This is a genomic window from Paraflavitalea devenefica (assembly GCF_011759375.1).
Taxonomy (GTDB): Bacteria; Bacteroidota; Bacteroidia; order Chitinophagales; family Chitinophagaceae; genus Paraflavitalea; species Paraflavitalea devenefica.
In genome coordinates this window covers 1,150,077-1,172,632 of sequence record NZ_JAARML010000001.1, presented here as the reverse complement: position 1 = coordinate 1,172,632, position 22,556 = coordinate 1,150,077, and the positions used below count along the sequence as shown (strand labels likewise).

General features: G+C 47.0%; 16 protein-coding genes. 8 read left to right on the top strand and 8 right to left on the bottom strand.

The genetic code is table 11. The annotated features are described in order from the left end of the window. Nucleotides 1-51: 51 nt before the first annotated feature. On the top strand, nucleotides 52-423 hold the full coding sequence (locus tag HB364_RS04695; protein WP_167286720.1) for a hypothetical protein: 372 nt from the start codon (nucleotides 52-54) through the stop codon (nucleotides 421-423). Between the two features lie 107 nt (nucleotides 424-530). Here HB364_RS04695 and HB364_RS04690 read toward each other — a convergent pair whose 3' ends face one another. Then, nucleotides 531-1,934, bottom strand: coding sequence for a tetratricopeptide repeat protein (locus HB364_RS04690; protein ID WP_167286719.1), 1,404 nt, complete (start codon nucleotides 1,932-1,934; stop codon nucleotides 531-533). 5 nt (nucleotides 1,935-1,939) lie between these two features. Further along, complete coding sequence (locus HB364_RS04685) at nucleotides 1,940-4,018, bottom strand: hypothetical protein (RefSeq protein ID WP_167286718.1); 2,079 nt, start codon at nucleotides 4,016-4,018, stop codon at nucleotides 1,940-1,942. Nucleotides 4,019-4,211: 193 nt separating this feature from the next. Between HB364_RS04685 and HB364_RS04680 the strand changes: the two genes are divergently transcribed. Then, entirely contained in the window at nucleotides 4,212-4,808 is a 597-nt protein-coding gene (locus HB364_RS04680) for a hypothetical protein (protein WP_167286717.1), read from the top strand. Nucleotides 4,809-4,816: 8 nt separating this feature from the next. Here HB364_RS04680 and HB364_RS04675 read toward each other — a convergent pair whose 3' ends face one another. After that, the gene (locus HB364_RS04675; RefSeq protein ID WP_167286716.1) at nucleotides 4,817-7,612 is read right to left on the bottom strand and encodes a T9SS type A sorting domain-containing protein; all 2,796 of its coding nucleotides are present in this window, start codon (nucleotides 7,610-7,612) and stop codon (nucleotides 4,817-4,819) included. Nucleotides 7,613-7,688: 76 nt separating this feature from the next. On the opposite strand from HB364_RS04675, the gene HB364_RS04670 reads away from it, so the two are divergent. Together HB364_RS04670 and HB364_RS04665 are read left to right on the top strand one after the other, a co-directional pair. Next, nucleotides 7,689-8,255: a DUF6934 family protein gene (locus tag HB364_RS04670; RefSeq protein WP_167286715.1), complete on the top strand. Its 567-nt coding sequence runs from the start codon at nucleotides 7,689-7,691 to the stop codon at nucleotides 8,253-8,255. Nucleotides 8,256-8,298: 43 nt separating this feature from the next. Continuing rightward, nucleotides 8,299-8,460, top strand: a complete 162-nt coding sequence (locus HB364_RS04665; protein WP_167286714.1) for a hypothetical protein — start codon at nucleotides 8,299-8,301, stop codon at nucleotides 8,458-8,460. A gap of 44 nt (nucleotides 8,461-8,504) precedes the next feature. Here HB364_RS04665 and HB364_RS04660 read toward each other — a convergent pair whose 3' ends face one another. Beyond that, nucleotides 8,505-9,713 (bottom strand): outer membrane protein assembly factor BamB family protein, encoded by a 1,209-nt coding sequence (locus tag HB364_RS04660; protein WP_167286713.1) that lies wholly within the window; start codon nucleotides 9,711-9,713, stop codon nucleotides 8,505-8,507. 79 nt (nucleotides 9,714-9,792) lie between these two features. On the opposite strand from HB364_RS04660, the gene HB364_RS04655 reads away from it, so the two are divergent. Beyond that, complete coding sequence (locus HB364_RS04655) at nucleotides 9,793-11,199, top strand: DNA recombination protein RmuC (RefSeq protein WP_167286712.1); 1,407 nt, start codon at nucleotides 9,793-9,795, stop codon at nucleotides 11,197-11,199. 5 nt (nucleotides 11,200-11,204) lie between these two features. Here HB364_RS04655 and HB364_RS04650 read toward each other — a convergent pair whose 3' ends face one another. The 4 genes from HB364_RS04650 to HB364_RS04635 all read right to left on the bottom strand — a co-directional run bounded on the left by HB364_RS04650 (nucleotide 11,205) and on the right by HB364_RS04635 (nucleotide 17,557). Continuing rightward, nucleotides 11,205-14,636 carry an ATP-binding protein gene (locus HB364_RS04650; protein ID WP_167286711.1) on the bottom strand — a complete coding sequence of 1,144 codons (3,432 nt, stop codon included), beginning with the start codon at nucleotides 14,634-14,636 and terminating at the stop codon, nucleotides 11,205-11,207. Beyond that, nucleotides 14,620-15,201 (bottom strand): DUF4194 domain-containing protein, encoded by a 582-nt coding sequence (locus tag HB364_RS04645; protein ID WP_167286710.1) that lies wholly within the window; start codon nucleotides 15,199-15,201, stop codon nucleotides 14,620-14,622. The genes HB364_RS04650 and HB364_RS04645 overlap by 17 nt, the downstream gene beginning before the upstream one ends. Continuing rightward, complete coding sequence (locus HB364_RS04640; protein ID WP_167286709.1) at nucleotides 15,198-16,673, bottom strand: DUF3375 domain-containing protein; 1,476 nt, start codon at nucleotides 16,671-16,673, stop codon at nucleotides 15,198-15,200. The genes HB364_RS04645 and HB364_RS04640 overlap by 4 nt, the downstream gene beginning before the upstream one ends. A gap of 194 nt (nucleotides 16,674-16,867) precedes the next feature. After that, nucleotides 16,868-17,557: an arylesterase gene (locus tag HB364_RS04635; RefSeq protein WP_208419851.1), complete on the bottom strand. Its 690-nt coding sequence runs from the start codon at nucleotides 17,555-17,557 to the stop codon at nucleotides 16,868-16,870. 169 nt (nucleotides 17,558-17,726) lie between these two features. On the opposite strand from HB364_RS04635, the gene HB364_RS04630 reads away from it, so the two are divergent. The 3 genes from HB364_RS04630 (at nucleotide 17,727) to HB364_RS04620 (ending at nucleotide 22,335) form a co-directional block, all read left to right on the top strand. Next, nucleotides 17,727-18,407, top strand: coding sequence for an ABC transporter ATP-binding protein (locus tag HB364_RS04630; RefSeq protein ID WP_167286708.1), 681 nt, complete (start codon nucleotides 17,727-17,729; stop codon nucleotides 18,405-18,407). Between the two features lie 63 nt (nucleotides 18,408-18,470). Next, the gene (locus HB364_RS04625) at nucleotides 18,471-21,032 is read left to right on the top strand and encodes an ABC transporter permease (RefSeq protein ID WP_167286707.1); all 2,562 of its coding nucleotides are present in this window, start codon (nucleotides 18,471-18,473) and stop codon (nucleotides 21,030-21,032) included. A 256-nt stretch (nucleotides 21,033-21,288) separates the two neighbouring features. Further along, nucleotides 21,289-22,335 (top strand): LLM class flavin-dependent oxidoreductase, encoded by a 1,047-nt coding sequence (locus HB364_RS04620; RefSeq protein WP_167286706.1) that lies wholly within the window; start codon nucleotides 21,289-21,291, stop codon nucleotides 22,333-22,335. Nucleotides 22,336-22,556 lie beyond the last annotated feature (221 nt).

The window sequence follows — 22,556 nt, the reverse complement described above, 5'->3', positions numbered from 1 at the left end:
CCAAAACGCCTGCCTGCCAGCATGCTAAACAAGTAAAAAACAACGAATAGAATGTACACACAAGTTTGGGCTAAGTACCTGCCTATCATTAAGATCCTGCTGAAAAAATCCATTACGGCCGACCAGGAACTGGCGCTCAACCGTATTGATTTTGAAAAACTGGGCATCGCCCGGAAAGCCGGGTACAAATTCACTATCATCTTCGAAGAGGGTAAAGCCGGTAATACCATCGGCGGCATCCAGCTCGCGCGCGACCTCGCCTCCGTACTCCTGGAGAATAATGATACCAAATACCTCTTCAAACACAACACCTACGAGATTACCCTCACCACCAAATTTGTACTGCTCATCACCAACAAAACCAAGCACCCCGTACCATTACCCACTGCGGAACCGGAAGAAAACAGCCCTGTAGAAGAATAATACAATCAAAATAAGGATGGAAAGCGAAATAGCCCCTATAACATGCTTATCCGCTTTCCACCCCTCCTGAATCTATACCGCAAAGTGCTTTAATATAGGTCGTTCTTTCAGAATTGGGTTGTATAGTACAAGGCCGCCTCTTTCACATGGCCCAGCGCCAAATGTGATTTAAATAACAAATACCGCTTTACAGGCGCATCCATAGCCTTCCCCTTTTGTTGCAATACCTGGGTGCCATCAATAGCCGCAATGACCTCTTTATAATCTTTCATCCGGTACAGGATGGAAAGCAATAACAACCGATAATCTTCATTGCCCGGCGAAGTCGCCAGCGCTTTATCAATAGCCTCCCTGGCCTGGGCATAATGGTTCAGCGACAAATAGCCTATCGCTAACAGGGAAAACAAACTGTCAGAAGGCTGTCCCCCTGCCGTCTGATAGTCCTGCAACACTTTCAGGGAATTGGTATAATCCTGTACAGAAAGGTAAAGCTTCCCCAATTGATACAAACTGGTAGTGGTATTCGTAGTATCCATGGCCTTATAAATGCGTTTCATTTCGGTGATGGCTTCTCCGTAGGCTGACAGCCATTGTTGATAGCCTTCCATACCAGCCGCCGCACCCGCAACATATACTTCCAGCATATTCTTATGTTGACCCTGTGCCGCCAGTACATTGACCAGCTCATCATAATAAGTAGTATTGACTGCCGGACTTAAGGCAATGGCCTGTTGCAGGGCCGGTACGCCATTGGCTGTATCCCCCAGGTTCAGGTAACACCTGGCCAGGTTAAAATAATCCACATCTCCGGCCAGCGTATCGCCCATCTTCTTTTTCAACAGCACCAGGGCCTTGTCAAAGGCATCCACTTCCAGGTACCCGTACACCAGCGTACTGCGTGCCTCCTTATCTGTTGGGTCCATAACCAGGGCTTTTTCCAGGTAGCGCAATGCGGTAGCTACATTACCTGCCGGATAAGTAATGGCGTACATCTTTTTAAGATAAACCGAATTGGTGCTGTCCAGGAGCCAGGCCTGGGTAAAATGATAATTGGCAGAATCAACCGTGTTCCGCACCTCATGCAGCCCGCCCAGGAAATAATGTACGTCTGGCTGACTGCTGTACAAGCCAAGGGAGGCATATTCATAGCTCATGGCTTTTACCGTATCCCTTCTTTTCAGCATTACCAATCCCAGGTCCGAATATACCTTGTAAAGTTCCTTGCCGGCTACCTCAATGGCCTTACTATACAACTTATCCGCATTGGTTCTATCGTTCCGTAACTCGTATACACTGCCCGTGAGCAGGTAATTGCCGGCAGTAGGATATAGTTCGCTCAGCTTTTTACCGAAATACAGGGCTGAATCCAGCTTCCGGCCGGTTACATAAGCCGCCGCTCTTTGTTTCAAACTGGCCTCGTCAGTGGAGGTGCCCTGTGCCGGGGCAATCATAGAAACGCCGCAGGCCAATAAAGTAAATATTGTGCTCAATAGTGTAATAACCTTGCTCATACAAATTATTTTTTAGTAAATACCAGACTTTTAGCACCCCAGGAAGGCGACAACAATACCTGTTGGTTAAGCGCTTCCAGGGGAATAGAGGGGATCTTGATGGAAAATGCTTTCTCTACATCCACTACATACCTCCCCAGTAAGGCAAGGTTCAGGTAAATCTTAAACTTTTCATTACCGGCAAGTGCCAGCACCGCCGTAACAGTAATGCCCAGCCCTATACTGAATCCGCAATTCACCGACAACATGGGATGCCTGAGTATCTCCAACAGTAAAGGCTCGGAAAGTTGGATGGGGATAGACATTTTCTGGAAAGTGAAGGTGAGCTGGCAATTGTCTGCTGCCAGGGTCTGCCTTTCAATGGCAGACCTTAATTGGATGGCCTGGTTCACGGTAATATTATTCAGCCGGATCGTTTCATTCAGTGGGAAGAAACAAATAAGATGACCAAGAATGCCTGATGGCGTAAACCTTATACCTACCTCCGCATTTGCCCGGGCATTCAACTGGCCATTTAAGCCTAAACTGCTGATGCCGCCGGGAACCACCTCACTGATCGTACCATTAATAGTACCATTGGCTTTGGCAAAGCCGCCGAACTTGCCCACATCCCTGATAAGATTATCGTAAATAAAAATACCTGCGATCTCGGCAAAGCACAATGTTTTACGGGCCACCAGCTCACCCGCACACCAGGTAGCCTTGGCGGCATTGGATGCCTGGCAGGCTGCATACTTCACGCCATTTAATGCCTGGCAGGCCGCCCAGCGTGCCTGGCAACCAACATTATACCATTTACAACTTCCGCAATTGCTTATTACATTGGAGCAATTATTAAAGTTGCACTGAAAAGTGATCGCCCCGCAGTCGGGCTTGGGGATCTCACCCAGGTCAATAGTTTGTTCTTTAAAAGGAGCATCTATATTCAACGAATAACGAAGTCCAAATTGCGCATCCCTGAAAAGCTCATCCGTTATCCTCGCAAGCACATGGTAAGAAAGTGCTACAGAGCTGTTCATGGTACCGGCATCGGGCAAAGCATCCAGGTGACCATTCCAGGACGTAGTAAATGCTTCATCAAAGCGGTTGAACAGATCATCAAATTCAGTGGTAGTGACCTGGCTGCTATTAATACGGGCTATAGATATTAACTGTACATCGTTAGCGTTTCCTGGCAGCGCGGCTGCCTTGGAAAGACCAGCCCGCTGTGCACTAACTGCTGCTGCACTACGGTTCACCATAATATAATTAGGTTGGGGCACTTCCGGTAATGCAGTCCTGGCAACCTTTAGGCTATTGGCGGTGATCGCTCCTGCTTCTTTCTTTTCATCCACACCCGCTAAAATATTAATACTGCCGGGTTTTATAAGTATTACCGGATGCAGGGTTTTTCTCGACAGCTTAAATGTGTAATCATTCGTCACCGTGAGGTGTTCATCCTGCCCTACCAGCGAAGAAAGAGGCACTTCAGGAAAGGGCGGGTAATTAATCTTAATAGCGAAAGTTTTTAATTGCCCGTTGATATTATTCATGAAGCTGGCGCATAAACTGTTAACGGCTTGCTTCGCAACACGTCCCAGGAACAAACACCTTTTTAATTTCAGTTTGGAGATAAAGATCTTACTGAAAGAAAGCTCCAGTTTTAAACTATCCTTATGCATGGAAGGCGATACCTGCCCGCTAAAATCAATCCATACATGCTTTACATACTTGTTTTCCTGTGGTGTAAATTGTAAAGAAAGGCCTACAATAAGTTCCTGTTTGCTGAGCGTAAAATCCGGAGGCCGGACCAGTTCTAGCTTTTCAATCTGGGGAATACCCAGATCAGGGATGGCAGAAAAACGGGTACGGAAATAACTATTTAACAAAGAATCCAGGAAAACCTCGTCCAGCCGCACACCCAGGTCTACAGCCGGCAATCTTTCCAGTTCCTCCAAACTATTTTTTACAGAGGTAGTCGCTTTTTCAATAGAAGAAACCGGTGGATACTTTTCATTCACAAACTTTTTAATGGCCGGGCCGCAGGCCGTTAACTGTAATAATATGACTAACAACAAAACGAAAATTGAAAACGTATTGCTCATAGCTGGTTGGTTTAGCTGCCACAAAATTTCTTCAATCAGCATGCTTTTACAAGGTGGTTATAACGCTTTATGGATAGGTGAATTCACCTGGATCGCTTCGTAAATCTCAACTCATGACGGTTTTTTGCCAGCTCATCCACCCCCTGCAACGGCCACCTGTTTTTCATTGTTAATTGCATAAAATAATATAGTCATGAAATCAGTAGTGTATGCATTGGTGCTGGCCGCCTTATCACTGGCAGGCTGTAAAAAAGACGGCGCTCCCGCGCCTTCCAAACCCGTCAAACCCCAACCCGAAATGATCTATACCGACCTGCAAAACCGTGAACTTAAATTCCAGCAGGCGCAGGTAATTGACCTCAACAAGGATGGAGCTGCCGACATTGGCTTTTCCACCTGGTATATTGGTGATCCTGTAGAGCGTGAGGATGAAGTATTATTCTTTGCCGGTTCTTACATCCATAGCCTATTATTAGTGGACGATGCCAATGGGTCGCCGGCTTTTAAATCGGGCGATGTGATACCGGTAAGCAATTATCCCGGTCATACCTGGTACCAGGTAGCGCAGGTGGAAATGGCGATGAAAAACACACCGGAAAGCGGTCAGCCTTACTGGGAAGGCGCTTGGAAACAGGTTAGTCATCAATACCTGGCCATCCAGGTCGTCAAGGAAGGCAAACGGTACAATGGCTGGATAGAAGTTTCATTCGATACAGCCGGTGAAAAACTCATACTGCATAAAGCAGCCATCTGTAAAGAAGCTGAGAAAGCAGTCGTGGCAGGCAAATAAGGGAGTCTTTATTCCTTTACAAACAGTTTGATATACTGGCCCGACTTCCCGATGGCCTGCAGTACATAAATGCCCGGAGACAGGCTACTGGCTGGCAGAGGAATCAACGTTTCAGGCCCTGTCACCTTTTTCACCTGTTGAAGTACCTGACTTCCCTGTATATTATATAAGGAAACAGTAAGCACTTCACCAGGTTGGTGTTTAACGATCTTACAGATCAGTTCTTCCTTCACCGGGTTAGGATAGAGCGTCATGTTTTTTGACAGGTTCGCTATGTCGCCAACACCAGTAACTACAGGCGCTCTTTTGGCAAAAGTAGACCGCACCGTATTGGTGATTACTGGTGGATTATAGTCAAAATAAATGGCCGCTTTGTTATAAATACTGTCTGTGAGTGTTACCCCTGCTACCGGCTTAATGCGGAAACGTACATATCCATGGCTGCGACGCTCATTCGTAGTGGAATCCGGCAACAGGATATTGGGGAAATAAAAAATAGCTGTACGGGGAGATTCCCATTGCACCTGCATGGGATGGGAAGCCGATACCAACTGGAAAGTGTTCAGGTCAAGCTTGGGCCCTAAGGTATCCTTAATGGCAATAGTGAAAGCAGTGTCATTACCCGTATTCTGGAAGCGTATCACATATTCCAGGTACTCTTTCTGCACAAAGGCCGAATCATGGTCCACAGCAGTAAAAGGAAATACCTGCTTATCGTTGGGATCGTAAGAAGTGCGCACTGGTATGAAAGTACTGTCCTGGTTATTGCCGGGCAATTCACCGGCAGTGCTGCTTTGAAGCGCTGCTCTTATAACAAATGTATCAGTAAGCGTGGCAGTCTGACTTACTTTCCAGTCAATGAGATTAGCAGTCTCTGTCAGCGCCGGCAGGCTAAAGCTGTAGGTTAGGGTATCTGCCTGCACACTTGTCGGGGCTACGGCACTTTGAACATAGCTTAGCTTATTGGTAGCCTTACTTACCCGGTAACTGCCCGAAAGTGGCGTAGTACCCGCATTATTAATGACCACCTTCGTAGTAATGTTGCCATTGGGTCGCGGTATGCCGTAATAGGTAATAGACAACTTTCCGTCAGCGACTGATTGTGTAGCTTGAAAAGCAAAATTCTGATTGGCAAAATTTCCGTAAGTGCTGAAATGTGTATTATAGCTGGCAGGCGTAACACTGAAATAGCTGTATTCTCCATTCGGTTTCCTGACAGTAAACGTATGGGTGCCTAAGCCTGGCAATTGAATAAAAAACCAACCCTGCCGGTCAGTGAAAGTGTACAGCGTATCTCCGCTGGCGCTGCTGATGGCCATATTAGCTCCCGCCGGTTCATCTGTATCGTACACATTATTCTTATTCAGATCAAAATAAACATACCCGCTCATGACATTCACCGAGTCTGCAATACGCGCCAGCAGGTATCGTGGGGTAACGGGTATCATAAAACTTTCGCTGCCCAGCAGCAACTTGGAACTGCCCGATTCTGAACTGGCATCCACAATCACCGCTCCCCCGCGATAGCCGTAGCTGAATGACTGAACCCGCGTAGTAGGCCGTGGACCTGAATACAATATTTGCTTTTTCCAGGTGGGTTCAAACAACGGGTTATGCTTCCTTAATTCGAAAATACCGGTAAAATTGGTCAGGTCATTTGAAGTGGGAAATACCGAACCGGCTGAATAAATATTATTATTACTATCCTTAGCCAGGTACGTGATCGCGTATAGGTCATTATTAAAAGCGCCCAGATTGCTTACCTGTACAGTTTCACCGCTCGCATCCAGGAGGCAGCTTTGTGAATACGCACTGACCGTAGCCCGCGGGGCATTTAGTGTATCACGTTTCCCGGAAGTAAAAAAAGCGGCATAACCGTTATCCAGCAGCAACCCACCCCGGTTAGGGAAATTAATAGTATTACTGTAGGAATTAGGTGTTACCGCAAGGGTATCAAATGGAACTATCCGGGCCCACACCACATTTCCCGTAAGGCCATCCAGCACAGAAGCAAAAAAGATCTCCGTCTTGCATACCGGTGAATCAATTACCAGCTCATTATCTATATATAACTGGCGTACACTACTCGCTACACAGGTAAAAAGTACCTGCTTGTTTTTATTGATGCTGAGGTTGATCGGGTACGTCCCGGTACTGCCACACAGGTTGCTGGCGGGAACATAAATGCGCTTCACCCATTTTGTGTGACCTGCTGTATCGAGTGCAAAAACAAAACTGGTTCCCCGGTAGCTGTTATTACTGGCATAAGTAACGCCTTCATAACTAATGTCGGCATCCGTCTCTGCAGTAAAAAACACCTGGTCACCCTGCACCTCCAGTTTGCGTGATAAACCTGCATTCTCGTCCATGGTTATCTGCTTACTCCAGATAAACCTTCCCAATGGACTTAATTTAGTAAGCGCATAAGGCTCCGGCGTACCGATAGTCGTTGAATCAATTTTGAGGATGGGACGGGACAGTATGTATATATTATCCTGGCCATCCAAAGCAAATTCCTGCATACTTACTGCTTCCGCAGAACTGGCGCCTGTGAGCGTTCTCTTCCATTGGAGTCCGCCAAATTCATCAAACATCCAGAAAATACCCTTATTGCCAAACCCCTCAAATGCCAGGGTATGCCCTTTGCTGGTAACGGCCGTTCTCAAAAAGAAGGCAGTAGTGCCTCCTCCTACCACGGGCGAGCGGCCCCATTGCCATACTTGTGCATGAGTGATAGCGCTAAAAAACAGGCAAATAATAAGGGTAACAGTAGCACGTTGGCAGGAATAGGTAAAAAGGGACATAAGAGGTCATTAAGTGTCTAAATTTAATTAAAATTATTATGTTCGCATATACCATTGGCTTACCAAAAATTTATCTATGGCCGCTTCTCCCAAAATAGATTTCAATAACCTATATGAAATTGATAACATATCAGAGGACCTGAGAGTCAGCTCTTTTAAAACAAAGCTGGACAGTGGCCGGTCTTTACCCTTGCTGGTGAAGATCAGCAACCAGTCGCATGCGCTGCTGCCCAATGTCTACAACCTTTCCTTCGGGCCACAAAATTCCAAAGGGAAAATTGACGATAAAGCCGAGCTTACACACACCGATTATTCAAAAGTATTTTCCACCATCTTATTCTCTGCCCTCGCGTATCTAAGAACCAACCCCGATCATTATTTGGGCATTGATGGATCGGATAATGCCCGCGCTTACTTCTACTACCGGGCCTTGCAAAGAAATTTTAACTACCTGCACCAACACTTCCGCATGTTTGGCGTTAAATACTTTGTGCGCATAACCCGCTTTGGTAAAACCCAATATGACAATCCTTTTGATTTTGAGGACATCATACCTTACCCCTTCAGAATTGAGAAAGGAGCGCTGATATCCCAGGACCACATGTACAACTACTTCATTTTCAATCTAAAACAACCGCAGTGACGGCAGTGTAAAAAACCAGAAAAACTCCGTAAATTTGAAGATCATGGAAAAGACAATAGAACGAAAAGTAGCGGCACTTACCAGGAAAGCCAAATCAAGTGGCAAAAAGGCCGAAGCCAAGGTGGCGGTAAGTTCTTCCCTGCACCAGGTAATAAAAACCAAAGAGCAGGCTGCCCTATTTATGAAACTATTGAAGGAAGCATAGACCCAACATACATTATTATACCAACCCGCTGTAAGGCGGGTTTTTTATTGCCGCCTATCCTCATCTATCCGCACCGCATACAAATGCCCATCGGTACTTCCGAAATATAACACTCCACCCTTAACAGCCGGAGTGGATAGGATTGCCCCCAGCCCCATAATCTTTTGCTCAGAAGCCAGGGTGATTGAATCGTTGCCATATAAGGTAAAATCTTTTCTGAAATGCCCGGTTGAATCAAATACCGTAAAATAATTCCTGCTGCTCCCCGCTGTCTGAAACCGCCATTCAATTTGTCCGCCTTTTTCACCAAACCCATAGAGGCAGCCATCATAACAGCCTGAAAAAATTAAAGTATCATAAGCTACGGGCGTATTGTACGATCGTAAAGGTAGCCGGGCTTTCCATTGTACCTCGCCATAGAAATTATTCAGCGAATAAAACGCATGCGAGTCAGAAGTGCCGAAGAATAACTTGCCGCCCTTTTCCATGGGGGTAGCAATAACCCAACTGCCATACTCCTTCATATTCCACAGGCCTATACCTGTCGACTTATTGAGTGCGTAAATATTATAATCCCTGCTGCCGAAATAAACAGCATCTTTTGTTACAAGAGCTGCTTTCTGTATTTCTCCTTTGGGAAAGAAACGGTCTCCGATAGTCTTAAACTTCCAGATCAATGCACCGGTTGCTCCATGCAATGCATAAAAGTTTCCGTCAAAACCGCCGATAAATAGTGTGTCATTACTTACTGCCGGGTCAGCATGTACAACATCTCCTGTAGCATAATGCCATAATTCCTTGCCATTCCTGGCATCAATGGCGTATACATTGCCATCGCCACTTCCTACATATAGCCTTCCTTTATAATAAACGGGTGAAGACCGGTAATAGTCCCACAGATCATAACGGCGTTCACCTTTGGTGGCAAACTTCCATTGTAAGATGCCTTTATGGGCGTCCAGAGCGTATACCCGGCCATCTTCACATCCAAAGAATACTTTACCGGCTGCAACGGTAGCTGACGACCGGATGGGCTGTCCTGTAGCATATTTCCATAACAAGCGCCCATCGCTGATCGAATTACAATAGAAATAACCATCCTCACTGCCATAGTAAACAAAAGTGCTATCCACAAAAGGAGTGGTTACAACCTTGTTTTGGGTAGGGTATTTCCAGAGTAACCTTCCGGTTTTAATTTGCGCCTTACAAACGATAACGGGTAGCAGGCACAGGAATAAGATTCCTTTTTTCATAAACAGCAACGTTGAGGATATTTGTAAATATATACGTTTAAAAACGTAATATCGTTGAATCCAATTGAAATTACTACCAATGACAATCACCTGGATACTCCTCGCAATAGCTATAGGCCTGCTGATCATCGTTATCATACTGCTATTAAAAGCAACCGGTTCCAAAGAGAACAGCCAGCTTTCCGACATCCGTTATAAAATGGATGCGTTTGCCGGGGAGGTTGGTCGCATAGAAACTGCTGTAAAAACAGAGATCAGCGTCAACAGAACAGAAGCCAATGCCACCAACAGGGATACCCGTGAAGAACTCTCCAAAGCATTGCAGGCTTTCGGCGATCAGTTGTCAAATTCCATGAAAGAAAATGCCGCCCGCCAAAAAGAGCAACTGGAGGTTTTCTCAAGGTCCCTGACCGACTTTAACACTACCCAAAAAGAGAACTTCTTTGCACTCCTTAATAAGCAAGCCGATCAGAATACCGCCACCTCGCAAAGATTGGATCAGCTAAGAGAAACGCTGGAAAAGAAACTGACCGAGCTCCAGTCCGGCAACGAAAAGAAACTGGAAGAAATGCGCACTACGGTGGATGAGAAATTGCAGAAAACACTCGAAAGCCGCCTCGGCGAATCATTTAAACTCGTCAGCGAACGACTGGAAGCCGTGCACAAGGGATTGGGTGACATGCAGCAACTGGCTACCGGCGTGGGCGATCTTAAGCGGGTACTTTCCAATGTAAAATCCCGTGGTGTGCTGGGCGAATACCAGCTCGAAAGTATCCTTGATCAGATCCTTACGCCCGATCAGTACGCCAAAAACGTAAAAACCAAAGAAGGATCTAACGCACTGGTGGAATTTGCCGTTAAACTGCCCGGCAAGGGAGACAAGGAAAAAATAGTGTGGCTGCCTGTTGATTCCAAATTCCCTAAAGAAGACTTTGAGTTGTTATTGGAAGCATACGATAAAGCTGTGCCCGAATTAATAGAAGAACACCGTAAGAGTTTTGTCAAAGGCATCAGGAAATGTGCGCTTGATATTGCTTCCCGGTACATAGACCCCCCTAATACTACTGATTTTGCTATCCTTTTTCTGCCTTTCGAAAGTCTCTACGCAGAAGTATTACGTACACCTGGATTGTTTGAGTCCTTACAGCGGGAATATAAGATCATCATTACTGGCCCCACCACTTTATCAGCTTTGCTGAACAGCTTCCAGATGGGCTTCCGTACGTTGGCTATTGAGAAGCGGTCCAGTGAAGTATGGCAACTCCTCGGAGCCGTCAAAACAGAGTTTGGCAACTTCGGCGGCATACTGGAGAAAACGCAAAAGAAACTACAGGAAGCCAGCAACGTCATAGAGCAAGCCGGTGCCCGCTCCCGCGCTATCGAAAGAAAGCTTCGCAATGTCCAGGAACTTCCCAAAGACCAATCCTCCGGCCTTTTAGGGGATGTAATGGATGCTACTACCGGAGAAGAAGAAAACGAACAGTAACGCTATTAATTACTCACCACTTTCTTCTTACTCATATACTTCTCCCTATTCTCCTGAAACTGCATAATACTCATATCATACACCACACTGTCCCGGTGATTTCGGCGGTACACAAAATGCACTTTGGAAATATAAGGCTCCACAATCTTCACCTCATCCGCCTTGGCAGGCGATACTACCATTAGTTGCAGGTGAAGCTGCCGGCAAAGGTCCATCAGATAGCGTGCTTTTTCTTCATCCTGCCTGCTGAAGGCCTCATCCACACAAATAAACCGGAATGAGCGGGTTTCATATCCTTCACTGTGAATGCCAAACTGGTGCGCAATGGCCGAACCAAGGATCGTATACGTAAGCTGGGCCTGCTCACCACCGCTCAGCTTTTCGGTGCCGGTATAGCTGCGATGTACCGTTTGTTTGTCTTCGGCCTTAATCTCTTTGGCGGTAAACTTCAGCCAGTTCCGTACATCCAGCACTTCACGGCGCCAGCTTTCCTGCTTCGTAAGATCGTCCAGTAGGGTTTTTATCTTCACAAAACTGTTTTCCAGGATACTGTCATCCTGTGTGCGCTGGTATTCTGCCAGGTTGGGCTTCCAGTTATTAAGCTGGTACTTGAAATCCTTGATCTGTTGGTTCAGCTCTTCCTTGCAGTCAAGCTGTATAAACGTTTGCGGGTTTTGCCGGTAAGTGATATTCTTCAATGCCTGGTTCAGCTTACCGATATTGTCCTTGATCTTGGCGGCCTCTGCATCCAGGTTTTCCTTAAAGCTGCTCATCCGGTTGATCATTTCCTCATTCAGGTACTTCTTGAACCGTTGCTGCTGCTCTTTCAGTTCTTCCTGTTGCAGTTTATGCAGCAATACAATATACTCAGCTACAAATTCAGCGCTGTCACTCAGGGTAAACGTACTGTTCTTCCAATCGGGGAATTGTTGGTGCAAAGCGGCATCATCCGGGTTCTTGAATTTTCGCATGGCTTGTTCCAATTGGCGGGTAACCGTTTGCACATCTTCCGTGTATACCTTTGCTTTATTGCGGATGGCTGTCCGCACCTGGTTCTGCACTTTGTCCAGTACATCCAGGTCAATGGTATAGTCAATCTCTTCCTTTACATAATGCTCCACCAATGGCAGGTATTCTTGAATATCTGTGGCCGCATAGCGTCGTTGGATATCCTCCGAGCGTTGTACTGCCAGGTTCCAGGCTTCCACCTTATTCTTTAAACCACCCATCTTCTCTGCCAGGGCTTCATTTTCCTGTTTCAGTTGCCGCAGTTCCTCGCGTAATAACTGTTGCTGCTTGCGTAAGGCATCCAACGCCTTATTGCCTTTCTGTAATTCCTGTAATTGTTTGGTTTGTTGCTGTATCGTTGTGCTGGTGCTTTTCCAGTCTATTGCTTCAAACTCCTTAATGCTTACAATTTGACGCAGCATTCCCTGCTTTTGCTCCAGCTCCCTGATCTGCGCTTCCAGCTTCTTGCCCTGCCGCTTGCTTTCCTCCATATTTTTTTCCAGTTCGGCCAGGTCCTTCACCAGCGATTTGATCTTGGCGGTATTGTCCCAACCCAGTACATACTGCTGGCGGCGCTTTGCTTCCGGACTGTCATTCTTTTCATGCCGGTGCTTGTTCTTGGTAAGTCCCTGCATCGTAATGGCCCGGTCATATTGCTGCAACTGCTTTACATTTTGTATAGCGGCATAATTGTAAGATTGTAACAGTTGCTCATATACCCAGTTGCCATAGGGCGAATCTTCTTTTATTTCCAGCTTATGCAGAATGCTTTCTTTATCGGCCTTCATCATCCGGCCCAGGCCTTCATCCTTATGATAATGGTGATATACAATGCGGCCCCGCAGGTCATTCTCATTAATAAAGCTCGTAGCCTGCTGGTAATATTGTGTGGGGATGATCATGCGCAAGGCAAAACCATGCAGCAGGTTTTCCAGTGCCGGTTCCCATTTGCTTTCTTCGGGCAATACCTGTATCAGTTCTCCTATAAAAGGGATTTCATCTGCCGAAGCGCCACAATGCTCCAGTATCTCTGCCCGTATCTGCGCTACCCGTCCTGTGATATTGTTCTTCTGGCGGCGTAATAAGTCAATCTCTTTTTCAAGCTGGTCATATTCCCGTTGTTGTACCGCTACCACATCTTCCGCATTATACAACTTTCGCCGGGCTATGGCCAGGTCATTATCCAGCGACGCTTGCTGCTGCGCTGCCTTTTCCTTGTACCGGTCCAGCTCCAGTTTGGAAGGATTTACACCAAACCCTGCCGTGCGCAGCCATTCATTCAGTGCTTCACTCTGTTCCAACTGTTGGGCTTTCTTTACTTCCAGCAGGCGCAGCTCCCGCTCCATGTCAGCAATTTGCCGGCCCGTATCGCTATTGCGGATATCGCTATCAATCTTTCTTTCCCGCTCATCAGTTCCCGCAATATGATTGTCCAGCTCCTGTTTCTTCTTTTTGGCGGTGCCAAGCTGCTGGTTCGCCTCTTCTATTACACCCGTCAATAGCTTGCTTTCCAACGCAGCAAAATAATAGGGCTGTATTTGTTGCAGGTTCTCGTAATAATCAGATTGCTTTTTTAACTCCTGCTCTTTCTGGTGCAGTGTTTGCACCGGTTGCAGCAGCTCGATCTGCTTTACGGTTTTCTCGATGGCTGTATGCGTATCACTAAGTGTTTTGAACTGCTCCTTCAGATTGAGAAACTCTTGCTCCATATCATTCTCTTCCAGCATCTGGTTACGGATGAAATCATCCAGGCTACCCAATATCTTCAGGCTGATCGTTTGGTTGAACAACATTTGCGCCTTCTCACTCCGCATACCGAAATAATGCCGCACCTTCTGACTATACTCCTTCGGACCATCAAAAAATTCGATCAGGTCCCTGCTGCCCCGCTTGGGAAAACGTTGCCGCAATACCTTCTTCCAGTTGCCTTGGGCATCAAAATGCCGGAAATCTTCCTGTATATTCAATTCCGCATGGGCGATGATAAAACTCTTCTTTAACTCGGCGCCACTGAACCAGCGGCATTGCACCAGGGTCACAAACCGCTCTTCATTCTTAAAAGTGCCCAGTACAATAGAATAAGTCTTTGTTTTGTCATTGCGTAGCCGCTGGGCTGTTTGTATACCAGTTTCGCCGTCCGTTTCCTCCCCATACTCACCCAGCACATAGCTTTCCTCACTTCGTTCGTTCTTGGTCTTCCCTTCAGCGCTTTGGTTAAAAGAACGCATCCGGCGTTCCGCTGCCAGTAAAGTAAGCATGGCATGCACCAGTGTGGTCTTGCCACTTCCATTGGCGCCCGTCAGCAAACTGTTTTCACTTTCCGGGCTGATCGTATAAATGGAGCCGTCAAACGTGCCCCAGTTGTACAATTGCATCTTATGCAAACGGAAACCAGCCTTGCCGCTATCAGTACTAAACAGACTTAACATCTTCTTTCAGTTGATTTAAAAAATCCAGGCATACATCATTGCTAAACCGCGCCTTGATGATCGTGCGCACTTCAAACGTATCCTCATCCCGGTATTGCTCATCATTTTCCGTTACCTTGATATAACCCAGGTCCAGCACCTGGTTAATATAACTGTCCAGGTCCTTCAGCAGCTTTACCTTATTGCTCTTTTCTTTGAAAAAAGTTTCCAGCTCGGCCCGTAGTTGCTTTCGCTTCAGGTAAAAACGTTTATTATCGGTATTGCTGATCTCAAAATCGTCCAGCAGCTTGCGCAGCAGCACACACAACAGGCTCACTTCATACGTCAATGGCCGGCGGCTGATCAAACCAATCGTTGTGCCTTTATCATCCAACTCTGCCTGCCGGATAAAAGCATAGCCATCTTCTTTCTGGATCACCGTATCCAGCCCCAGCCCGCTAAAATGCTGGGTAATTTCCACCTGGTATTTCAGCAGGCTGTTCCAGTATTCCTGGTCATCACTATATACCGGGCCTCTCAGCAATTGCACAATGGCCCTGGCATAGGGTAGTAATGTCACACTCATTTATTGAATATAATTTGAGGTAAGCGTAAATGTTTCTTCTGCGCTGCATCGAACAGGATGTCTTCTGTTGCCTCATCGCTCACGGCATGCTTGTCATACTGTTGTATCAGCGTAATATAAGCCAGCAACTCGGCCAGCCCTTTTTTCAACGGATAGGTTTCCACTACCTGCTTCAAAGTCACCTGCGACTGTTTTTTCAACAGTGCCTGTATGTTTTGCAGCAACAAACCTTTGTCAATCATCTCATCACCATACAATCCATTCAATGCTGTTGCTGCATCCAGTTGCAGGGTGGCTACTTTGGGTGCTGCATCAAACTTGCTTTCTACCGGTTTCTCGCCAGGCTTTCTTTCCAGCGGCATCTTAATTTCCGGACGGTCATCTACGGTAATATAAAAGGCCCTTTCTGGTACCGGCTTTTCAATGCGCTGGATGGCCATCTGGAAGATCTGTTGCAGGGTTTCCTTTAAAGCTCTTCTATCTGCCTGTTCTTTTTCTGCTACGATCCTGCTCAGTTTATAGCCCAGCAGCTCATTCGTATCCAGCACCTTCCTGGCGGCATAGTGCAGCCGCGTTTTCAGCTTGCGCAGACTTTGATGTTCTGTTGTCACCTGGTGTGTTTCCAGCACCCGGTACACGGCATCGGTCAACTGGTTCAGTTCTTCCTGCTTCTCATCATTCATCAAAAACATCCAGAAGGCATAAAAGCTCTTGCCTTGATCATTATTCCTTAATTCATCCAATGCATCAAAAGTCAGCTTCAGTAACTGGCCCTTGGTCAGCTTTGCGTCTGCATGTTCCAGGCTGATCTGCCGGTAAATATTCTTGAAATTATCCTCTACTTCCTTGAAGTCACCAGTCAACTCATTGCTCAATCGCACAATCTCTTCCCAGCGGCTCTTTACCTGGTAGCCTTCAAAAGTGGCGGCAGTATTGCTGCGGCGTATTTCATTGATCTGTTGCTGCAGCTCCTTCTTCTCTTTTTCTAACTGTAGAATGCGCTCATCAGGATTGCTGTTGCTGTTCGTTACCAGTTCCTGCAACTTGCGGAACAGGTCCTCAAACTTGCTTTCCGTTCCTACAAATTCTCTTTCCTGTAAAAGATCATATATCTGGAAAGCCTTTACCGTATGCCGGCTCAGTTGATACATCACCTGCTTGCTGCCATCATCTATAAAATTGTGCAGGTAGGCCTCATCTGTCCAGCGGTTAATATAACTGCGGGCTTTGTCTTCATACGAATAGCCCAGCTCGCGCACCGCTGTTTCCTGGTCAGCATCTGTATAATCAATCTCTTGCAGGTAATTGGCCAGGTGCTGGATCAGGTCGGCATTGCTGATATAGATCTTATCAGCATCTTTGAAAGCAGTATGTAAAAAGCTGAGGATCAACGACGCGTTACCGGTTCGCAACAACTTCAGCGTCACAGTATCCTTAATGAATTTCTGATAGGTAAAAAACGGATGCGTCATTCACAAATGGTGTAGCGGCAAATCTAAGCATGTATTCGGAACGGCAATCAGCCGTGGACAAATGTGGATTTTATGCTATTAGCGGTGGGGAAAGAAAAATAGTTGTGTAACCAACCGGTTTCTTTGTATTTGTAGCCAAAGGGCTCTAAAAGGGTGTTTCTCTATTGCCTTATTCCTGCGGGATGACACCCATATCATAGCATCACCTTCAGCATTTCCCACACATTCTCTGCCACGATCTTATGCCCCCGTGCGGTAGGATGAATACCATCCGGCTGGTTCAGCTCCGGAATGCCACCCACCCCTTCCAGTAGAAAGGGTACTAGTGGGAGCTTATTCTTGTCGGCCAGCGAACGGAACACTGCCCTGAACTCGCCGGCATACTTGCTGCCCATATTGGGTGGTACCTGCATGCCTGCCAGTAGTATTTTGGCCTGGGGGTATTTTGCTTTTACCCGGTCAATAATGTCTTGTAAATTCTTGCCGGTCTCACTTACAGGTATACCACGCAATCCATCATTACCGCCCAGTTCCAGTACAAACACATCCAGCGGCTGCTGCAACAGCCAGTCAATCCGGCCTTTGCCGCCCGCTGTAGTTTCACCACTCAGCCCGGCATTGACTACCTTATAAGGCAGTTTCAACGAATCTATCTTTTCCTGTATCACAGCGGGAAATGCTTCCGAAGGGTCCAGGCCATAACCTGCTGTAAGGCTATTCCCAAAAAACACAATGTGTTTGGCTGAGTCGGGAGCCGCTGGGGCAGTAGCTTCCGTTGTTTTTGAGGAAGCAGGGCCGGTAGTATCCTTTGCGGCCGGTTTGTCCTTACAGCCCGCGAATGCCAGCATACCCGTAAAACCGCTTATCAGCAATATTTTCAACATATAATAATTTATCGCCCGAATTAGGATTCCGTTAAACATGTACTGCTCTTTTATGTTCGTTTAATGGTGTATTTTCAGAGCCCACAGTGATTCCTCAATAACAATGCCTGTAAATTTTGTATTCCAACAGTAATATAAATCTGGCAGGCACGACTATATAAACAAACTTATGGAGACTATTCTGAATATCCGGAATTTAAGCAAAACTTACCAGGGTGGCGGCCATACCCTGCAGGTATTGAATGATATTAACTTTTCTGTGGAAGCAGGGTCTACTCTATCCATTGTGGGGCCTTCCGGCAGTGGAAAAACCACCCTGCTTGGCCTATGCGCTGGCCTCGACCGTGCCAGTAACGGGGCTGTGGAACTCAATAATATCCGGCTCAATGAGCTAAGTGAGGACGAACGTGCACAGGTGCGCAACCGCTATGTAGGGTTCATTTTCCAGAATTTCCAGCTATTGCCCACCCTGACCGCCCTCGAAAATGTGATGGTGCCACTGGAATTGCGGGGCGAAAAGAATATACGCCCACGCGCTGTTGAGCTGCTGGACAAAGTAGGTCTGGCCGATCGCATACACCATTACCCTACGCAGCTTTCAGGTGGCGAACAGCAGCGTGTGTCGCTGGCCCGCGCCTTCTCCAACAATCCCCGCATATTGTTTGCCGATGAACCTACCGGTAACCTCGATGCGGAGACGAGTGATAAAGTCATCAAGCTGCTCTTTGACCTTAACCAGGAAGCGGGTACTACCCTCATTATTGTTACCCACAACCTGGAACTGGCCGCCCAAACAAAACGGATCATCAGGATTAAAGGTGGCCACCTTGTGGGCGATGAACGGAATTAAGGCATCCTGAAACCAGTCCGAAGGACTCCTTCGGAGTAATGTTCAAATTCTGAAATTCAAATAATGGATAGAGAAAGATTTATCTATAAAAAGAAGCTCAATCTGAGGTGGCTCCTCCTGATGGCCTGGCGGGATAGCCGCCGCAACCGTTCCCGCCTGCTGCTCTTCATCTCCTCTATCATATTGGGTATTGCTGCCCTCGTTGCTACCTTTTCCCTGGGCGATAATGTGCGTAAAGACATTGACAAACAGGCGCAGACCCTTGTTGGCGCCGATCTTGTAATAGAAAGCAACAAGCCCATCAATAAGAACATCCGTCCCTTACTGGATTCATTGGGCGACCAACGGTCTGAAGAGCGCACATTCGCTTCGATGATCTATTTCACCAAAAGCCAGGGAACCCGCCTCGTACAGGTCCGCGCACTGCAGGGAGATTTCCCGTATTATGGAGCCCTGGAAACCACGCCTGTTGCAGCCGGCAAAAGATTCCGGGCACAACAGCAGGCGCTGGTAGATAAAACCCTTATGTTGCAGTTCAATGCAAAGGTGGGCGACTCCATACTGATTGGTGATGTGTCATTTGCCATTGCAGGAACACTCAATAAAGCACCGGGCCGCACAGGCCTCTCCACCACTGTAGCGCCGCCCGTCTATATTCCCCTGAAATACCTGGATCAAACGGGGCTCATACAAAGAGGCAGCCGTGTAGGTGTTAACTTCTATTATAAATACAACCATCCATCACAGGTACCCACAACAGTAGAATCTATAGAAGGCCGTCTTGAAAAGGCAGGGCTCGATTACGATACGGTGGAAGAGCGCAAAAGAAATACCGGCCGCTCTTTTGAAGACGTGAATGAGTTTCTTACCCTCATCAGTTTTATTGCCCTGTTACTGGGTTGCATTGGTGTAGCCAGCGCCATTCATATTTATATACGGGAAAAGATCAGCTCTATTGCCATCCTCCGCTGTTTGGGTGTAAACTCTGGCCAGGCATTTCTTATTTACCTTATTCAGATTGTGGGTATTGGTATCATCGGATCTATACTGGGCGCCATCGTTGGTACGCTCATTCAGCAGGTATTGCCCACGGTACTGGAAGACTTCCTACCCATTGAAATAACGGCCGGCATCTCCTGGCCATCCATCGGAAAGGGCATTGCCCTCGGCGCCATTATAGCAGCGCTCTTTGGACTGCTGCCATTGCTTTCGGTCCGTAATGTATCGCCCTTGTATACGCTCCGGTTATCCTTTGAGCCTACACGTTCTTTCCGCGATCCGCTCAAATGGCTGGTGTATATCCTCATTCTTTCTTTCATTGTAGTGTTTACCTGGTGGCAGGTACATAGCTGGATGCAGGCCATCGTGTTTACCATCAGCATACTCACGGCCTTCCTGGTGCTGGCAGGGATTGCGCGACTCCTTATGTGGCTCGTTCGTCGCTTCTTCCCTGCTTCCTGGAGCTACCTGTGGCGACAAGGCTTTGCCAACCTCTATCGTCCCAATAATCAAACGATCATTCTCATCACTACCATCGGGTTAGGAGCACTCTTCATCAGCACGCTGTATTTTATTCAAAGCATGCTCATCAATCGCGTCAGCCTCACTGGTAGCGGCAGTCAGCCCAATATGGTACTGTTCGATATCCAAAGTAGCCAGAAAGATTCGGTAGCTGCTTTGGCGAAACAATATCAGTTGCCTGTTCTGCAACAGGTGCCTATCGTTACCATGCGTATTGAAGCCATTAATGGAAAGACCGCTGCAGACGTTAGAAAAGATACCGCTTCCAAAATATCAGAACGTGCTTTTGAATGGGAGTTCCGTGTTACCTACCGGGATTCGCTTACCGACTCTGAAAAGCTGACGGCCGGCAAGCTTTCGGGTCCTGTTAAGTTTCCCGGCGAGGTAGTGCCGATCTCCATGGAAGAGCAATATGCGCAACGCATCAATGTAAAGATGGGAGACAGCATACTCTTCAATGTACAAGGCACGCTGGTGCCAACAGTGATCGGCAGTATGCGGAAGGTAGACTGGCAACGGGTGCAAACCAATTTCCGGGTAGTGTTTCCGCCGGGTGTGCTGGAACCTGCTCCGCAATTCCATGTGCTCATTACACGGGTACCTTCACCGGAAGTATCAGCCCGTTTTCAGCAGGCCGTTGTGCGCCATTATCCCAATATTTCCATCATTGACCTGCACCTGATATTAAAAGTGCTGGATGATGTGCTCAGCCAGATCGGTTTTGTGATTCGTTTTATGGCCGGCTTTAGCATTATCACGGGATTAATTGTGCTCATTGCTTCCGTACTCATCAGCAAATACCAGCGTATGCAGGAAAGTGTGCTGTTGCGCACACTGGGCGCCAGCCGTAGGCAGATACTGGCCATCACTGCCCTGGAATATTTCTTCCTGGGAGCACTGGCAGCTGCTACCGGCATCCTTTTATCACTGGCGGGTAGCTGGGCGCTGGCGCGCTATAGCTTTAAAACACCTTTCTCACCCGATTGGTGGCCGGTTATTATCCTGTTTGTGGCCATTTCGCTGCTTACCATTCTCATAGGGATCTTTAACAGCCGCAGTGTGGTGAACAGGCCGCCGTTGGAAGTGCTGCGAAGGGAAGTGTAATCCTATAAGAATCAACATCTTTGTAGAGAGGTGGCAAATGGGTGCGAACAAAATACAGCTTGAAGCGTTAATTAATTAAAGGTCGCAACCAAATAAATGCAGTTGCATCATAAAAGTTTTATCGTCGGCTTATTGATAAAAACAAATAGATGGAGTCTTTATGGCTCCATTTATTATTAATAGCAACACTACTGGCATAACAATTTAGCGCTACAGGTGTTATTACAGCACCTCAGCAGCAGTCAATATAAAAACTATGGAATTAGGTATTTGCACATTCGTAGATAATCTCCCCGATCCGGTAACAGGCAAAATGATCAGTGCTTACCAGCGTATGCAAGACCTCCTGGAAGAAGTGGAGCTTACCGAACAGGTAGGGCTGGATGTATTTGCGATAGGAGAACATCATCGTGTAGAATACCTGGTTTCTTCTCCTGCTGTGGTATTGGCCGCCGCTGCTGCCAGAACAAAGCGCTTAAAGCTTTCCAGCGCCGTGACCGTTTTAAGTTCAGATGATCCTGTGCGTGTGTTCCAGGATTTTGCTACCCTTGACCTGCTGTCGGGCGGCAGGGCCGAGATAATGGCGGGCCGCGGCTCCTTTATAGAATCATTTCCGCTTTTTGGATATGATCTCAGGGATTATGATGAACTGTTTACCGAAAAGCTGGACCTGTTGCTTAAACTGAATGAAAAAGAGAAGATCACCTGGAAGGGGAAGCATCGGCCTGCTATCAATAATCTTGGTGTATATCCCCGTCCATACCGGGATAAACTGTCCATCTGGATAGCTGTAGGCGGTACGCCCGAATCCATTATGCGTGCAGGAAACCTTGGCGTACCACTGGCCCTGGCCATTATTGGTGGTGAACCGCATCGCTTTGCGCCACTGATACAGCTTTACAGGGATACTGCGCAACAGGCCGGGCACAGCCCGGAAACGTTGCAGGTAAGTATTAATTCGCATGTGTTTATTGCAGACACTTCACAGCAGGCTGCCGATGTATTCTTTCCTTCTTATGCGGATATTATGAGCCGGATAGGTCGGGAAAGAGGATGGGGCCCCATGTCACGCGGACAGTTTGAAGTCATGCGTGGTAAACGTGGTTCTTTGCTGGTAGGCAGTCCACAGGAGATCATTGATAAGATCATGTATCAGTATGAACTCTTCCACAATACCCGTTTTCTGGCACAGATGAGTGTGGGTTCAGTACCGCACAAACAAATGATGCGTTCCATTGAGCTGTTTGGTACACAGGTCGCGCCGGTCATCAGAAAAGAGTTGGCTGCGACCCCCGTCAAATAGCAGCTTCCCGGCGCTATCCTTCTATAAACCTTGTGTCATCCTTGTGCCAACCATGTGTCAAAAGGGTACTTTCTCCAATGAAAGACACATGTTTCACACATGGTTGACACATGCTTTGAACGAGTTTTGAAAAGGTTCACTTTTTTCTAAATTTTTTCCATAAACGGAAATGATTGAAAGCCTGTTCATTATGTGAATCCCTTCTTGACGAGCCATTTATC

What these genes read in the sequence shown, in the direction of transcription:
- HB364_RS04695 (WP_167286720.1), top strand. Translation starts at nt 52, where the DNA reads ATGTACACACAAGTTTGGGCTAAGTACCTGCCTATCATTAAGATCCTG.
- HB364_RS04690 (WP_167286719.1), bottom strand. Translation starts at nt 1,934, where the DNA reads ATGAGCAAGGTTATTACACTATTGAGCACAATATTTACTTTATTGGCC.
- HB364_RS04685 (WP_167286718.1), bottom strand. Translation starts at nt 4,018, where the DNA reads ATGAGCAATACGTTTTCAATTTTCGTTTTGTTGTTAGTCATATTATTA.
- HB364_RS04680 (WP_167286717.1), top strand. Translation starts at nt 4,212, where the DNA reads ATGAAATCAGTAGTGTATGCATTGGTGCTGGCCGCCTTATCACTGGCA.
- HB364_RS04675 (WP_167286716.1), bottom strand. Translation starts at nt 7,612, where the DNA reads ATGTCCCTTTTTACCTATTCCTGCCAACGTGCTACTGTTACCCTTATT.
- HB364_RS04670 (WP_167286715.1), top strand. Translation starts at nt 7,689, where the DNA reads ATGGCCGCTTCTCCCAAAATAGATTTCAATAACCTATATGAAATTGAT.
- HB364_RS04665 (WP_167286714.1), top strand. Translation starts at nt 8,299, where the DNA reads ATGGAAAAGACAATAGAACGAAAAGTAGCGGCACTTACCAGGAAAGCC.
- HB364_RS04660 (WP_167286713.1), bottom strand. Translation starts at nt 9,713, where the DNA reads ATGAAAAAAGGAATCTTATTCCTGTGCCTGCTACCCGTTATCGTTTGT.
- HB364_RS04655 (WP_167286712.1), top strand. Translation starts at nt 9,793, where the DNA reads ATGACAATCACCTGGATACTCCTCGCAATAGCTATAGGCCTGCTGATC.
- HB364_RS04650 (WP_167286711.1), bottom strand. Translation starts at nt 14,636, where the DNA reads ATGTTAAGTCTGTTTAGTACTGATAGCGGCAAGGCTGGTTTCCGTTTG.
- HB364_RS04645 (WP_167286710.1), bottom strand. Translation starts at nt 15,201, where the DNA reads ATGAGTGTGACATTACTACCCTATGCCAGGGCCATTGTGCAATTGCTG.
- HB364_RS04640 (WP_167286709.1), bottom strand. Translation starts at nt 16,673, where the DNA reads ATGACGCATCCGTTTTTTACCTATCAGAAATTCATTAAGGATACTGTG.
- HB364_RS04635 (WP_208419851.1), bottom strand. Translation starts at nt 17,557, where the DNA reads ATGTTGAAAATATTGCTGATAAGCGGTTTTACGGGTATGCTGGCATTC.
- HB364_RS04630 (WP_167286708.1), top strand. Translation starts at nt 17,727, where the DNA reads ATGGAGACTATTCTGAATATCCGGAATTTAAGCAAAACTTACCAGGGT.
- HB364_RS04625 (WP_167286707.1), top strand. Translation starts at nt 18,471, where the DNA reads ATGGATAGAGAAAGATTTATCTATAAAAAGAAGCTCAATCTGAGGTGG.
- HB364_RS04620 (WP_167286706.1), top strand. Translation starts at nt 21,289, where the DNA reads ATGGAATTAGGTATTTGCACATTCGTAGATAATCTCCCCGATCCGGTA.